Annotated in this window: 13 protein-coding genes and 1 pseudogene; 2 read left to right on the top strand and 12 right to left on the bottom strand. The window is 69.4% G+C overall.

The window, feature by feature from the left end:
• Together GPZ80_RS32195 and GPZ80_RS32950 are read right to left on the bottom strand one after the other, a co-directional pair.
• Positions 1–593, bottom strand: a pseudogene (locus tag GPZ80_RS32195) (DUF5753 domain-containing protein).
• Positions 590–826 carry a helix-turn-helix domain-containing protein gene (locus GPZ80_RS32950; protein ID WP_312880561.1) on the bottom strand — a complete coding sequence of 79 codons (237 nt, stop codon included), beginning with the start codon at positions 824–826 and terminating at the stop codon, positions 590–592. Before GPZ80_RS32950 ends, GPZ80_RS32195 begins: the two are co-directional and overlap by 4 nt.
• Positions 827–958: 132 nt before the next feature.
• Between GPZ80_RS32950 and GPZ80_RS24985 the strand changes: the two genes are divergently transcribed.
• On the top strand, positions 959–1,351 hold the full coding sequence (locus GPZ80_RS24985; protein WP_187223518.1) for a hypothetical protein: 393 nt from the start codon (positions 959–961) through the stop codon (positions 1,349–1,351).
• A 13-nt stretch (positions 1,352–1,364) separates the two neighbouring features.
• Here GPZ80_RS24985 and GPZ80_RS24980 read toward each other — a convergent pair whose 3' ends face one another.
• From GPZ80_RS24980 to nirB, 7 genes are all read right to left on the bottom strand, one after another.
• The gene (locus tag GPZ80_RS24980) at positions 1,365–1,727 is read right to left on the bottom strand and encodes a tetratricopeptide repeat protein (RefSeq protein WP_187223517.1); all 363 of its coding nucleotides are present in this window, start codon (positions 1,725–1,727) and stop codon (positions 1,365–1,367) included.
• The gene (locus GPZ80_RS24975) at positions 1,724–2,707 is read right to left on the bottom strand and encodes a pirin family protein (protein ID WP_187223516.1); all 984 of its coding nucleotides are present in this window, start codon (positions 2,705–2,707) and stop codon (positions 1,724–1,726) included. The genes GPZ80_RS24980 and GPZ80_RS24975 overlap by 4 nt, the downstream gene beginning before the upstream one ends.
• 69 nt (positions 2,708–2,776) lie before the next feature.
• A complete protein-coding gene (locus tag GPZ80_RS24970; protein ID WP_187223515.1) occupies positions 2,777–3,079 on the bottom strand; it encodes a hypothetical protein in 303 nt (100 codons plus the stop codon).
• A 344-nt stretch (positions 3,080–3,423) separates the two neighbouring features.
• On the bottom strand, positions 3,424–4,107 hold the full coding sequence (locus GPZ80_RS24965) for a sirohydrochlorin chelatase (RefSeq protein ID WP_187223514.1): 684 nt from the start codon (positions 4,105–4,107) through the stop codon (positions 3,424–3,426).
• Complete coding sequence (locus GPZ80_RS24960) at positions 4,104–5,237, bottom strand: uroporphyrinogen-III synthase (RefSeq protein ID WP_312880560.1); 1,134 nt, start codon at positions 5,235–5,237, stop codon at positions 4,104–4,106. Before GPZ80_RS24960 ends, GPZ80_RS24965 begins: the two co-directional genes overlap by 4 nt.
• Positions 5,238–5,260: 23 nt before the next feature.
• Positions 5,261–5,614 (bottom strand): nitrite reductase small subunit NirD, encoded by a 354-nt coding sequence (gene nirD / locus GPZ80_RS24955; RefSeq protein WP_187223513.1) that lies wholly within the window; start codon positions 5,612–5,614, stop codon positions 5,261–5,263.
• The gene (gene nirB, locus GPZ80_RS24950) at positions 5,611–8,127 is read right to left on the bottom strand and encodes a nitrite reductase large subunit NirB (protein ID WP_187223512.1); all 2,517 of its coding nucleotides are present in this window, start codon (positions 8,125–8,127) and stop codon (positions 5,611–5,613) included. The genes nirD and nirB overlap by 4 nt, the downstream gene beginning before the upstream one ends.
• 216 nt (positions 8,128–8,343) lie before the next feature.
• Between nirB and GPZ80_RS24945 the strand changes: the two genes are divergently transcribed.
• The gene (locus tag GPZ80_RS24945) at positions 8,344–9,087 is read left to right on the top strand and encodes a DUF1206 domain-containing protein (RefSeq protein WP_187223511.1); all 744 of its coding nucleotides are present in this window, start codon (positions 8,344–8,346) and stop codon (positions 9,085–9,087) included.
• A 59-nt stretch (positions 9,088–9,146) separates the two neighbouring features.
• Here GPZ80_RS24945 and GPZ80_RS24940 read toward each other — a convergent pair whose 3' ends face one another.
• The 3 genes from GPZ80_RS24940 to GPZ80_RS24930 all read right to left on the bottom strand — a co-directional run bounded on the left by GPZ80_RS24940 (position 9,147) and on the right by GPZ80_RS24930 (position 14,313).
• On the bottom strand, positions 9,147–10,694 hold the full coding sequence (locus GPZ80_RS24940) for an MFS transporter (protein WP_187223510.1): 1,548 nt from the start codon (positions 10,692–10,694) through the stop codon (positions 9,147–9,149).
• 119 nt (positions 10,695–10,813) lie between these two features.
• The gene (locus tag GPZ80_RS24935; protein WP_187223509.1) at positions 10,814–12,253 is read right to left on the bottom strand and encodes an FAD-dependent oxidoreductase; all 1,440 of its coding nucleotides are present in this window, start codon (positions 12,251–12,253) and stop codon (positions 10,814–10,816) included.
• Positions 12,250–14,313 (bottom strand): molybdopterin oxidoreductase family protein, encoded by a 2,064-nt coding sequence (locus GPZ80_RS24930; RefSeq protein ID WP_187223508.1) that lies wholly within the window; start codon positions 14,311–14,313, stop codon positions 12,250–12,252. The genes GPZ80_RS24935 and GPZ80_RS24930 overlap by 4 nt, the downstream gene beginning before the upstream one ends.
• Between the last annotated feature and the right edge of the window lie 105 nt (positions 14,314–14,418).

Genomic DNA, 14,418 nt, shown 5'->3' with positions numbered 1-14,418 from the left:
CTATCGCCTCGCTAGCTCGCTGATCAGCTCGATGGACTCAGACGGCCCGAGTGCCTGGGCTCGAAGCTGGTCGAAAATGAGTCTAGCCCGACGAAGCTCCTCCGCGTTCTCGATATGAACCGAGCCTGTCACGTACTCGATGAACAGCAACTGCGGATCATTCGGCTGCGGGAACGAAAGCAAGGTGAAGCCGCTCGTCATCGCAGCGTGCGGACCGCTGCTGTATGGGAGCACCTGCAAGGTGACCGTAGGCAATTCCGCCACCAAGGCCATGTGATCGAGTTGGTCGCGCATGACCTCCGGCCCGCCGATCTGCCGCTGCAAGGCAGACTCGTCGACCACCACCGACAGTTCGAGTGGATCATCGTCGCTGGTCAGGCGCTTCTGACGGATCAGGCGAACCGTCACGTCGTTCTCTAGTTCCTGGGGTGTTCGGCTGCGGCCCGTTTCAGGAGCGTGCGCATGTAGGCCTCGGTTTGCAGGAGTCCGGGCAGGTTCAAGCCCGCGAACTCGCACACCACGTTGGCTTCGGTCTCTACGTCCACGTAACCCTGGTCCTCCACTCCATACGCCCTGAACCACCTCGGTTTCATCGCTTCACGGACCTGATCCAGCAGATCCGATTCGTATGCGTCGTAGATTCCATGATCGACTTGGCGAGGTGCACGTCCACCCGGCTGTCGCCGCTCTCGATCCGCGACAAGGCCGTGCGGGTCTTCTCCAGGTGGGCAGCGGCCTGTTCCATCGTCAGGCCGGCGCGTTCGCGCATGGTGGCGAGCCGTCTTCCCAGGCGTCGCCGCAAGAACGGCGGTTTCTTCCGCGTCACGCGGTGATGATCGCATCGCACTGTGCGAACTCGCACAGTGCGCGTTCGCACGTCGTTCAACTCGAAAAGTCATATCCCGAGCGTGCTCGTTCACCCTGACCTGGTCAAACAGTTGTCCACAGGGGAGTTTCGATGCAGCGGTTCGCTTGTCGTTGGTGTGTCAAGGGAATCACGCCGACGTTCGGCGCTTGCACGACCGTGTTCGACCTTTCGACTGACCGGCGCAGAATCTCTGTCTATCCGGGCGCTACCGACTATTACACGGTGCTACTTGATAAATCACTCGTCACTCGTCTGCATGAATGTCTCGCCGATGACGCGCCGGTCGAGGTGACCGGGCTTCGGATCAGCGCCGAGCGGCGCAGTCTCGGCGTCCGGCCCTATCGGCTTCCGACGGCCCACACGGGTCCGGTCGAGCTGTACGCGTCGACACCGAAGACCCGTATTCAGGTCATCTACCAGCGGGAATCGCTGCTCGCCCTCAAGGAGGCGTTCGCCGAGATGGCGACCGCCATCCTTGAGTGACCCAAGTGGACAGTCAGCGGGTCAGCCGTGCCTCGCAGGCAGCGAGACCGTCCGCGGACTCCTCGGTGTTCAGCATCGCGTCGGCAAGGCGCAGGTGGGGCAGGGCCTCGCCGTGCTTGCTTTGGCGGGCAAGGGCCCGGCCCAACAGGGTGTGCGCGTAGGCGTCCGACGGGTCGAGGTCGACCAGGCGGCGGGCGATCGCCTCGGCGGGGCCGAGGGCCGCGGACTGGAAGTACGCCAGCGCCAACTCGGTGAGCACCGAGCGGGACTGTGGCTCCATCTCCGCCGCCTCGGCGAGGTAGCGGGCGGCGACCGACGGGTTGCCGCTCTCGCGGTACAGGCGGCCCTGCTCGAGCAGCGTCATCAAATCGGTCATGTCAGCTCCTCGTCCGAACTCGTGCGGTGGATGGCGGGGATCTGGCCCAGCCGCCCGGCTTCATAGTCCTCGAACGCCTGCAGGATCTCCTGGCGCGTGTTCATCACGAACGGTCCATAGCGGGCCACGGGCTCGCGGATGGGCCTGCCGCCGAGCACCAGAACCTCCCACCCGGTCGGCGAGTTGCCCGGCTGGCGGTCGGCGCCGCGCATCGTCAGGGCCTCGCCCGCGCCGAACACGGCCAACTGGCCTTCGTTCAGCGGGCGCCGCTCGACGCCGACGGTTCCGCTGCCGGACAGGACATAGACCATCGCGGTGAAGTCCTCGGGCCACGGCATCGTCAGCCGCGCGCCCGCGTTCAGGGTGGCGTGCAGGTACGTGATCGGCGTGTAGGTCGACCCCGGTCCCTTGTGGCCGTCCAACTCGCCGGCGATCACCCGGACGAGCGCGCCCCCGTCGTCGCTGGAGAGCAGCTTCGCGTCGCGGGCCTCGATGTCCTGGTAGCGCGGCTGGATCATCTTCTGCGCGCGCGGCAGGTTCACCCAGAGTTGCACGCCGTGAAACAGGCCACCCTTGGCGACCATGTCCTGCGGCGGCATCTCGTTGTGGAGGATGCCCGCGCCCGCGGTCATCCACTGGGTGGAGCCGTCGGTGATGAGACCGCCGCCGCCGATGGAATCGGTGTGCTGCATGGCGCCGTCGATCATGTAGGTGACCGTCTCGAACCCGCGGTGCGGATGCCAGGGCGCGCCCTTGGCCTCACCGGGGGCGTACTCGACGGCCCCCATCTGGTCGAGGAGCAGGAACGGGTCGGCGTCGGTCAGGTCCACGGTCGGGAACGGCCTGCGGACCGGAAAGCCCTCGCCCTCGAAGAACCGCTGGGCGGTGACGACCTTGCGCACGCCGCGCCATGACGTGGCCGACTCCGGCAGGTCCGGCAGACGGGGCAGGGTCAAGGTGTCGGCGGTGATCGCAGGCATCTCGGCCTCCTCTCACTCTCGGCCACCCGGCGTGGCCTGCTGAACCCTACAACTTAGTTGCGAGTTCAATTATTCCGGCAATCGCATCGGCCAGCCTTGGATAAGCCAGTGTTCAACAAGCCAGTCTTCCTCTATGGCGTCCCGCTCGCAGGCTTCCCAGTGCACGCGGATGCCAAAGGTGCCTGTGACCTGCAGGTCCACCACGACATCAGTGGGCGCCGCCGTCAAACAGCCGAGGATCACCCGGCTCGTGGTCACGGTGAACTCGCCCTCATACGTCCGCGGCCACTGGGACGATGGCCGCGCGGGTTCGCCAGCCCACTGCTGCAGCGTCACGCGCGGCTTCGGCAGCTGATCGGCGCAGAAGAACACGACCCCACCCGGTCCGGCGAACGCGATGTCGCCGGCGGTGCGGGCGCAGCTCAGGGGGGGACAGAGTGGCCAGGCCGTCCGGCTCGATGAGGACGAACTGGCGAAAGTCGGCCATGACACCGGCGACGATCTCGGTGAGCATGATCGTCAACGTAGTGAGTGCCGGACGTGTTCGGGGATGGTGGCAAAGATCTACCGTTTCCCGCGAGCGGAACTTCTGACTCATCCGTATACCGGAGATCGGCCCAGGCCTTGCACTATCAGGACGTGCGGCCGATGGCGGCTGAACTCATCGAGATCATGGGCGACAGCGGGGAATTCGACCTGCGGCTGGCCGAGGCGACCTAGGCCACCGCTCGGTAGTAGAGGCCTTCGGCGTAGCGGCGGACTACCAAATCGGCTACGCGGGGGTGATCGCCCAGCGGCTCGGCGACGACATCCGCCGGGCAACCGGCGACGGCGCGTTGGAAGAGGCCGGGGGCCAGGAGCCAAGACGCCACGGCTACCCGGTCGGCGGTTTCGCGGACCTCCGCGACCACGTCGGCGATCCGGGGCTCCGCCGTGGCGGCGTAGCCGATGCGGACGATGGAGCCCGTGCGGTGGCTCAGCAGTGTGGCCGCGCGGCGGACATCGGCCAGGGCGCGTAGGTCCGACGAGCCCGCGGCGGCCATCACGACCGCGTCGCCGGGGCGCCAGCCTGCTTCGCTCAATCTGTCGTGCATGGCGGCGACCAGGCTGGGGGCCGGGCCCAGGGCCTGGGTGACCGACACGTCAGTCGCGCCGGACAGGGCGATTTGGGCCGGGACGTCCACCCGCACGTGGTAGCCGGAGGCCAGGAACGCCGGGACGACCACCGCGGGCCCGCGCACCGAGCGCAGGACCGTCGTCACGTCGGGGGCCCGCACGTCGGCGAAGGCGACCTTGACCGGGACCTCGGGCAGCAGGGCCCGCACCTCGTCGGCCAAGGCGTGCGTGGTTCGGGCGCCGGATTCCGCTCGGGTTCCGTGCGCCACCAGGACGAGGGTCATGCGAGCGGCACCGCCAAGCGGTAGCCGCGTTTGACGACGGTCTGCACCAGCGACGGGTCACCGAGGGCGGCGCGCAGCCTGCCGACAGCGGTCTCGACGGCGTGTTCGTCGACACCCGCCTCGCGGCCCGAGTGCCTGCGCAGGACACCGGCGAGGGCGGGCCGCGACAGCACCCGGCCGGGAGTCGCCGCGAGTGCGCGCAGCAGGGCCATGGGGGCGGGCGGGACCGGGCGGAGTTCGCCGTCGAACACAACGGCCTGGCCGCGCAGTTCCAGGTCACGGCCCTCGATCGACAGCCGGACGGCGCGCTGGGGCAAGGTCACCGCCAACTCGCGGACCAAGGCCCCGATGCGGGCGCGCTCCGGGCACACGACGGGGACGCCGAGGCTGGTCAGCGGCCCGGCGGTGATCGAGCCGACGCCGACCACGAGCACCCGCTCACGCAAGGCTTCGAGCAGCGGTTCCAGCCTGCCGAGGCGGTCGGCTGTCTCCAGGACACTCGCGGCGGCCGGCGCGCTGGTGAAGGTGATGGCGTCGACCTGACCCGCCAGAACCGCGTCGATCAGCCGCTCCAGGGGACCTGGGTCGACCGGGCCGGTCCAGCGGTAGACCGGGATCTCGACGACCTCCGCACCCGCGGAACGCAGGGCCTCGACGAACTCGCGCAGCGGCTCGCCGTGCAACTGGACCGCGACGCGCTTGCCCTCGACGCCCACATCGAGCAGGTAGTCGAGCAGTTCGGCGCTGGCCTCGGACTCCGGCGACCACTTCTCGACCAGGCCCGCGGCGCGGACGGCGCCCTTGGCCTTGGGCCCGCGGGCGAGCACGTCGGCCTTGCGCAGGACGTCGAGCAGTCGCTGGCCCAGGCCCCAACCGTCGGCGGCCTCGATCCAGCCGCGGAAGCCGATGCCGGTGGTGGCCACGGCGAAGTCGACCGGGCCGCCTTCGAGCAGGTTGGTGGTGGCCGCGAGCAGGTCGCTGTCGTCGGCGAGCGGAATGATCCGGATCGCGGCGCCGTGCAGCACGGTGGCGCCGCGACGCTCCATCAGGGCACCCAGTTCGTCCGCGCGGCGGGCTGCGGTGACGCCGATGGTGTAGCCGGCTAGGGGAGAGATCTGACTCTCGGTCACCTCGGGTACCTCCAGGAGCATGGTCATGGCTGTCCCAGGAGGATGGTCGCATCGCAGACGCAGACCGGGTATGTGGCCACGGACACGTCGGCATCCTCCAGGCAGACACCTGTTCGGAGGTCGAAGTGCTGCTTGTGCATCGGCGAAGCCACGACCGGCGTCGCACCGATGTCACCGACGATACCCCGGGAAAGCACCGCCGCACCGCTGAACGGGTCCACATTGGAAACGGCGTACAGCGCGTCGTCATGGGTGCGGAAGACCGCGACCTGGGTGCCGTCGGGCAGCAGCACCGCGACACCCTGCTCGCGGGCCAGGGCGTCCACCGGGCAGACCTCGGTCCAGGTCGTCTCGATCAGCACGGCCTCAGCGGTCATCGGGCACTCACCTCCGGGATGCCGAGCAGCACCGGGACCTTCTGGCCACGCTCCTCGCGGAAGGTGATCGTCGGGTCCGGCGTGCCGGGCGCGTTGACGAACGAGCTGAAACGGGCGAGCTTCTGGGGGTCGGCGAGCACACCGGCCCACTCGTCGGCGTAGTCGTCGACGTGCTGCGCCATCTGGGCTTCGAGCTCGGCGCACAGGCCGAGGCTGTCGTTCACGACGACGTCGCGCAGGTGGTCAAGGCCGCCTTCGAGGCCGTCGAGCCAGGTCGACGTGCGCTGCAGGCGGTCGGCGGTGCGGATGTAGAACATCAGGAACCGGTCGATGACCTTGAGCAGCGTCTCTTTGTCCACTTCGGACACCAAGAGGTCGGCGTGGCGGGGCATCATGCCGCCGTTGCCGCCCACGTAGAGGTTCCAGCCGTTCTCGGTGGCGATGATGCCGAAGTCCTTGCCGCGGGCCTCGGCGCACTCACGGGCGCAGCCGGAGACCGCCGACTTGAGCTTGTGCGGCGCGCGAAGGCCGCGGTAGCGCAGTTCCAGCTCGATGGCCAGGCCGACCGAGTCCTGCACGCCGTAGCGGCACCAGGTGTCACCGACACACGACTTCACCGTGCGCAGTGCCTTGCCGTAGGCGTGGCCGGACTCGAAGCCGGCGTCCACCAACCGCTTCCAGATCGCGGGGAGCTGGTCGACGGTGGCGCCGAACAGGTCGATCCGCTGACCGCCGGTGATCTTGGTGTACAGGCCGTAGTCCTGAGCGACCTGGGCGATGACCATCAGCTTCTCCGGCGTGATCTCGCCGCCGGGGATGCGCGGCACCACCGAGTACGTGCCGTTGCGCTGCATGTTGGCCAGGTAGCGGTCGTTCGTGTCCTGTAGCGCCGCCTGCTCGCCCGCCAGGATGTGGCCGTTGCCAAGGGAAGCGAGGATCGAGGCGACCGCGGGCTTGCAGATGTCACAGCCGCGTCCGCTGCCGTGTTTGGCGACGAGTTCGCTGAACGTGGCGATCCCGGTGACCCGAGCGATCTCGAACAGCTCGGCGCGGGACTGGCCGAAGTGCTCGCACAGCGCCTTGGACTGCTCGACACCGCAGGCGTTGAGCAGCTGCTTGAGCATCGGCACGCAGGACCCGCAGGACGTGCCCGCCTTGGTGCACGACTTGATCGACGGGACGTCGGCGCAGCCGCCTTCGAGGATCGAGTGCTTGATGTCTCCCTTGGTGACACCGTTGCAGGAACACACCTGCGCCTCGTCAGGAAGCGCGTCGATTCCCACTCCCCCGCCGCCGCCGGAGGGCGCGAGGATCGAGCCGGGGTCGCCGGGTAGGGCGCGGCCGACCATGGGCCGCAGCATCGCGTAGTCGCTCGCGTCGCCGACCAGGACACCGCCGAGCAGCGTCTTCGCGTCGTCGGAGATGACGAGCTTCTTGTAGGAGCCCTTGACCGCGTCGTTGAAGACGACGTCGAGCGCACCCTCGGTGGCGGCGTGCGCGTCGCCGAAGCTGGCGACGTCGACGCCCATGAGCTTGAGCTTGGTCGACATGTCCGCGCCCGGGAAGCTCGCCGTGCCACCGAGAATCCGGTCGGCGGCGACCTCGGCCATGGAGTAGCCGGGGGCGACGAGGCCGTAGACCATGCCGTCGAGGTTGGCGCACTCGCCGATGGCGTAGATGTCGGGATCGCTGGTGCGGCAGCCCTCATCGACCACGATGCCGCCGCGCTCGCCGACAGTCAGGCCGGACTCGCGGGCGAGCTGGTCGCGCGGGCGGATGCCCGCGGAGAACACGACGAGGTCGAGGTCGAGCTCGATTCCGTTGGACAGCTTGGCGAGCAGCCTGCCGCGGTCCTCTTCGATGGAGCTGGTGGACGTTCCCGCGTGGACGGTCACGTCGAGGCCCTCGATGAGACGCTTGAGCAGCGCGCCGCCACCCTCGTCGACCTGCAGCGGCATCAGGCGCGGGCCGAGCTCGACCACGTGCGGCGACAGACCCATGTCGCGCAGGGCCTTCGCGGCTTCCAAGCCGAGCAGACCGCCGCCGAGAACCATCGCGGCGCCACGGCCCTTGCCCTTGCGGGCGCGCGCGGCGGAGTCGCGGATGGCGTCGAGGTCGTCGATCGTGCGGTAGACGTGGCAGCCGGGCAGGTGACGGCCGGGCACCGGCGGGACGAACGGGACCGAACCGGTGGCGAGCACGAGGGCGTCGTAGGACTGGGCGAGCCCGCCTGCTGTGCGCACGACCTTCGACTCGCGGTCAACGATGACGACCGGGTCGCCGAGCCGGAGCTCCACGCCGTCGTCGTCGGTGAACTCCGCGCCCTCGAGCTGCAGCGTCATCGGGTCCCATGAGTCCACATAGGACGTCAGGGCGACCCGGTCGTAGGCGGGCCGGGCTTCCTCGGCGATGACGACGACGCGCCAGCCGCCTTCGGCGTCACGGTCGCGGAGAGCCTGGACGAGCCGGTGCCCCACCATCCCGTTGCCGACGACGACGAGTGTCCGCGCCATACTGCTGCCTCCTCGATTGGGTGCTTCCGTAATGCTGCGGTCCGCCCGTGTCGGGTCGACGTCTCTGATGTTGCGCCGCTGTTACGTATCCCTCCCGCCGCAGGTCAAAAGGTGGTGCGTGTGACCTGGATCCCAGCGGGGTACCTATTCTGAGTGGACAACCCTGCCGACTTGGTCAGAACCAACAACGCGGTGCAAGTGGCTGGTCGATTGGGGATGCTCTTCTACGGAGCGGTGCACGTCCTGGTCGCCTGGCTGGCCCTGCGGATAGCCCTGGGCGACGGGGCCCAGTCCGATTCCAAGGGCGCGCTCGCGGAGATCGCGTCGACCACCATCGGCCCGGTCCTGCTGTGGACCGTGGCGATCGGCCTCCTCTTATTCGCCCTATGGCAGCTCGCCGAGGCGGCCTCGGGATTCCGGTACATCACGGAGAAGCGCAAGCGGGTGGGCAAGCGGCTCGGCGCGGCCGTCCGAGCCGTCACAGCCTCGCTGATCGGCGTCGGCGCCATCAAGATCGTCACCGGACAGGGCGGCACGGACACCACCGGGGAGCAGCAGGAACTCACCGCGCGTGTGCTCGCGCTTCCGTTCGGTCAGTGGCTGGTGGGCGCGGTCGCGATCGGCATCCTGGTGACCGCGGCGGTCATCTTCCACAAGGGCGTCAAGCGGTCCTTCACCCGAGACCTCGACATGTCGGAACTGCCGGACGGCACGCGGCGATGGGTGAAGCGCATAGGCCGTGTCGGCTGGATCGGCAAGGGCGTGGCCTACGGGGTGATCAGCATGCTCGTCGGCGTGGCGGCGGTCACGGCCGACCCCACGGAATCCGGCGGGATGGACAAGGCGCTGCACACCGTCGCGGACCAGCCCTATGGGGCGACGCTGCTGATCCTGATCGCGCTGGGCCTGGCCGCGTTCGGCGTGTACTGCTTCGCCGCGGCGAAAGCCCACCGGGCCTGAACAGCCGGATGGCCCGCACTCGTCGAGTGCGGGCCATCCGGATTTCCCCTGTCCCTATCTCAGACTCCGGCGTAGGCCAGGCTCGGCACCCGCGAGGTCTCCGACGTCTTGCGCAGGTAGAAGAACCAGGTCATCGCGCCGAAGATGACGTAGGCGACGATGAAGACGCCCAGGGCCGACGTGGACCAGGTGGCGTTGGCCGCGGCGGCCTCGGCCTTGGCCTCCAGGGTCTTCGCGCTCGCCACGGCACTGCTGGCCGGGACGCTCGCCAGCCGGAAGATCTGCTGGATGAGGAACCCGCCGAAGGCGCCGATCGCGCCCGCGATGCCGATGACCGCCGCAGACTGCCGCTTGAAGCTCAGCAGCGTGGCGTCGAGGTCGCCGCCCTTCTCCGCGTGCTCCTTGCGGCCGAGCGCGCCGAAGATGACCGGGATCATCCGGTAGGTGGAGCCATTGCCCGCACCGGAGAGCGCGAAGATCACCATGTAGGAGGCGAAGAACAGCGGGAAGCTGCGCTGGTTGACCCCGTACATCGCCAGCATCGTGAACGCGGCCATCGCGACGAACACCCACAGCGTGACCCGCGCGCCGCCGATGCGGTCGGACAGCCAGCCGCCGAACGGCCGGGTGACCGAGCCGATCAGCGCGCCCAGGAAGCCGAGGCCCGCCAGGTACGTCCCGATGAACGGGTTCTGGATCAGGAACTCCGGGAACGTCAGCTTGATCACCAGCGGCAGCGCGAACGAGAAGCCGATGAACGAGCCGAAGGTGCCGATGTAGAGGATCGACATGACCCAGGTCTGCGAGTGCTTCAGGCAGGTCGAGTAGGACTTGGTGTCCGCCTTGGCCATCGTGAGACTGTCCATGAAGAACCACGCGCCCACGACGGCGGCGATGATGAACGGCATCCACATGATGCCCGCATAGGCCAGGTGCACCGGGTGGACCGGGTTCTTCGCGATCGAGTACGGCACACCGATGATGACAACCAGCGGGGTCAGCAACTGCACGGTGGCGACACCGAGGTTGCCGCCCGCGGCGTTGAGACCGAGCGCGAGTCCCTTGCGCTTCTCCGGGTAGAAGAACGAGATGTTCGCCATCGACGAGGAGAAGTTGCCACCGCCGACGCCCGCGAGCGACGCCACGATCAGCAGGATGACGAACTGCGTGTCATGGGACTGGCTGCGCACGAAGTCGAAGTGCACCATGGCGGCCAGCGCGGTCGTCGGGATCAGCAGCAGGGCCGCGCTGATCGTCGTCCACAGGCGCCCGCCGAACTTCGGCACCGCGAAGGTGTACGGGATGCGCAGCGTCGCGCCGACCAGGTTCGGCAGGGCCGTCAGCCAGAACAGCTCGCTGGCCGCGAACGGCGTGCCGCCACCGAAACCCGCGTTCGACAGGTTCAGCACGACGACGGACCACAGCACCCAGATGGAGAAGCCGAGGTTCTCGGCGAAGATGGAGAAGATCAGGTTCCGGCGCGCGATGGGCTTGCCGGTCTTCTCCCAGAACTCCTCGTTCTCGGGCTCCCAGTGGTCGATCCAGCGTCCGCCGCGGGACTTGGTCTTCTGCTCGCTTGTGGGCGGGGACTCGGCTACCACACTCATGGATGTCCTCCTCGTACTGCCGTTGCGGCAGAAGCTACGGGCCGGAAATTTCGCTTATGTACCTCGCGGTGACACGGAAGGCACGATGTCCGCACGTCTGGCTGAACCGACCGGTGAGGTCAGGCCCTGGCCAGCCAGTCGACGATTCCGCACACCGCGTCCGTGCAGGAACCACAGCCGGTGGTCGCCCGGGTCGCCGTGGCCAACTCGGGAACCGTGGCCGCGCCGCCCCGCCACGCCTTGACCAGCTGTCCTTTTGTGACTGTGTTGCAGCGACAGACAACGGAGGACGCGGGCAGGTCCGCGGGGCTGTGCGCCACCGGGCCCGCGGACGACAAAGCCCGGCCCAGCAACAGACCCAGCCGGTCGGTCGGCGCGGGGGTCTTCGCGTCGTAGAGCTGGGTGATGGTCGCCGCCGCGTCCGGGGAGCCCAGGACGATGGCGCCGGTCACCCGGTCGTCGCGGATGACGAGCTTGGCGTACCGGCCGCGCACGGGGTCCTGCAGGCACAGGACCTCCGCGTCACCGTCCACTTCGGCGTGCACGTCGCCGAGCGCGGCGAGGTCCACACCCTTGGCCTTGAGCCGGGTCACGACTGGCGTTCCGCGATAGCGGGCGGCGGGGTCCACGCCGGTCAGCAGGTCGGCCAGCACCTCGGCCTGCTCCCACGCGGGCTGCACCAGCCCAGAGACGGTCATCGGGTGGTTGGCACAGTCGCCGATGGCGTGGATGCGGTGGTCGCTGGTGCGCAGCGAGTCGTCGACCACGATGCCGCGGTCCACGGTCAGGCCGATCGACTCCGCGAGCGCCGTGTCGGCCCGCACACCGGCGGAGACGACCACCAGGTCGGCCGGGACGTGGCTGCCGTCGTCGAGCTTGAGCCCGTCGCCTTGGACGTAGCGGGCGGCGAAGCGGCCGAGCCGGAACTCGATGCCCATCTCACCCAGGGCGCGGGCGAGAACGGCGCCACCGGCCGGGTCGAGCTGGCGCTCCATGAGGTGTCCCACGGGATGCACGACGGTCACGAGCGCGCCGCGACCGGCCAGCCCACGTGCGGCTTCCAGCCCGAGCAGGCCGCCGCCCAGCACGGCGACGGGCGCACCCGGACGGGCGTGCTCCAGGATCGCGGCGCAGTCGTCGAGGTCGCGGAAGGTCGCCACACCGGGCGCGAGCGAGCCGTCGTCGGTCTGCAGGCCCTCGGTCGGCGGGACCCAGGCCTGGCTGCCGGTGGCCAGCACCAGCGCGTCGTAGTCCACAGTGGAGCCATCGTCGAGCGCGACTTGACGGGCCTCGCGGTCGATCGACGTGACCGACACACCCAGGCGCAGGTCGACGCCGTGCTCGGCGGCCCAGCCCGCGTCATGCAACTGGGTGGACTCCGGGGTCATGGTGCCCGCGACCACGGCCGAGAGCAGGACCCGGTTGTACGCCGGGTGCGGCTCGGCACCGATCACCGTGACCGAGGTGCGCTCTCCGTCGCGGTCCCGGCGGCGGATCTCCTCCGCCAGCCGCGACCCCGCCATCCCGTATCCGACGACGACAACCCGTCGCGCGCTCATGAGACCTCCAGTCGGACGGCACAGACCTTGAACTCGGGCATCCGGCTGGTCGGATCCAGCGCGGGGTTGGTCAGCAGGTTGGCGCGTTGTTCACCGGGGAAGTGGAAGGGAAGGAACACCGTGTCGGTGCGCATGGACGACACCTGGCGGACCCGCGCGCGCATCTCGCCTCGGCGGGAGACCACCCGGGCCAGCACCCCCTCGGCGAGACCGGCTCGCTCGGCGGTGTCCGGATGCACCTCGATGAAGACCTCCGGCACCGCGTTGAGCAGCTCCTCGACCAGCCGCGTCTGCGCACCGGACTGGTAGTGCTGCAGGACGCGGCCGGTGGTGGCGATCAGCGGGTACTCGTCGTCGATCGGCTCCGCGGGGCCGGTGTGGTCGACCGCGGCGAACCGGGCCCGGCCGTCGGGGGTGCTGAAGCGGTCGAGGAAGACCCGCGGCGTGCCGGGGTGGTCCTCCGACGGCACCGGCCAGTGCAGCGCCTCACCCGCTCGCAGCCGGTCGTAGGTGACGCCCGCGTAGTCCGCGACTCCCCCGGCCGACGCGCGGCGCAACTCGGCGAACACGGTCTCGGGCTCGACCGGGAACCGCTCTTCGGGCTGTCCGAGCCGAATCGCCAGCTCGCGCAGGACATCCAGGTCGCCGCGGACGCCGTCGGGGGCGGAGAGAGCCTTGGTGCGCAACAGGACGCGGCCTTCGAGGTTGGTCATCGTGCCGTCCTCCTCGGCCCACTGGGTCACTGGAAGCACGACGTCGGCCCGTGCGGCGGTCTCCGAGAGGACGAAGTCGGCCACCACCAGGAAGTCCAAAGAGGACAGGCGGTCGCCGACCGAGCCCGCGCTCGGCGCGGAGACGATCACGTTGCTGCCGAAGACCATCAGCGCCTTCGGGCCGGTCTCGGTGCCGAGCGCGTCGAGCAGCTCGTAGGCGGAGCGGCCGGGTCCGGGCAGCGAGTCGGGGTCCACACCCCAGACACCGGCGACGTGCGCGCGGGCGGCCGGGTCGTCGATCTTGCGGTAACCGGGGAGCTGGTCGGCCTTCTGGCCGTGCTCGCGCCCGCCCTGGCCGTTGCCCTGCCCGGTGAGGCAGCCGTAGCCGTTGCCGGGCGTGCCAGGCAGGCCCAGCGACATGGCCAGGTTGATCCAGGCGCCGACCATGTCGGTGCCGCGGGCGTGTTGTTCGGTGCCGCGCGCGGTGAGCACGTAGGCGTTGCTCGCCGCGGCCAGGATCGCGGCCGCGCGGCGCTGGTCGGACGCGGCGACGCCGGTCACCCGCTCGACCCGCTCGGGCCACCAGGCGGCGGCGATGCGCCAGGCGGCGTCGAAGCCGGTGGTGCGCTCGGCGACGTAGTCATGGCGCAGGTGCCCGTCGGCGACGACGGCGTGCAGGATGCCGAGGGCGAGCGCCAAGTCGGTGCCCGGGCGGGGCTGCAGGTGCAGGGTGGCCTGCTCCGCGGTCGGCGTGCGGCGCGGGTCGACGACGATGAGACCGCCGGAACGGGCGGCGTTGGTCAGGTGCTGGATGAACGGCGGCATCGTCTCGGCCGGGTTGGCGCCGATGAGCAGGACCGCGTCGGCCTTGCCGACATCGGTGACCGGGAACGGCATCCCGCGGTCGAGGCCGAACGCGCGGATGCCCGCCGCGGCGGCCGAGGACATGCAGAAGCGGCCGTTGTAGTCGATCTGCGAGGTGCCCAGCGCGACCCGGGCGAACTTGCCGAGCTGATACGACTTCTCGTTGGTCAGCCCGCCCCCGCCGAAGACGGCGATGGAGTCGGCGCCGTGCATGGCCTGCAGCGCCTTGATCTTGTGGGCGATCAGGTCGAGCGCGATGTCCCAGCTCGCCGGGCGCAGTTCGCCGTCCACCCGCACGAGCGGGGTGGTCAGCCGCGAGGCGGAGGTCAGCAGCGACCCGGAGGTCCAGCCCTTCTGGCACAGCCCGCCGCCGTTGGTCGGGAACTGGCGCGGCTCGACGCGGGCGCCGGTCAGCCGCATACCGCACTGCAAGGCGCAGTACGGGCAGTGCGTGTCGACTGCGGGCGCGGCCAGCTGCGTCATCCCGGGCTCCCGGATCGGCTTTGTGGGTCGATCCAGACGTTAAGGACGCGGTGTTACCTCAAGATTCGGCAATGTTTCAGGCAGGACAACTTGCCTGCCCAGCGG

This window comes from Actinokineospora xionganensis (assembly GCF_014323725.1).
Lineage (GTDB): Bacteria > Actinomycetota > Actinomycetes > Mycobacteriales > Pseudonocardiaceae > Actinokineospora > Actinokineospora xionganensis.
The sequence above is the reverse complement of the archived record's forward strand: the minus strand, read 5'-3'. Positions and strand labels throughout refer to the sequence as shown.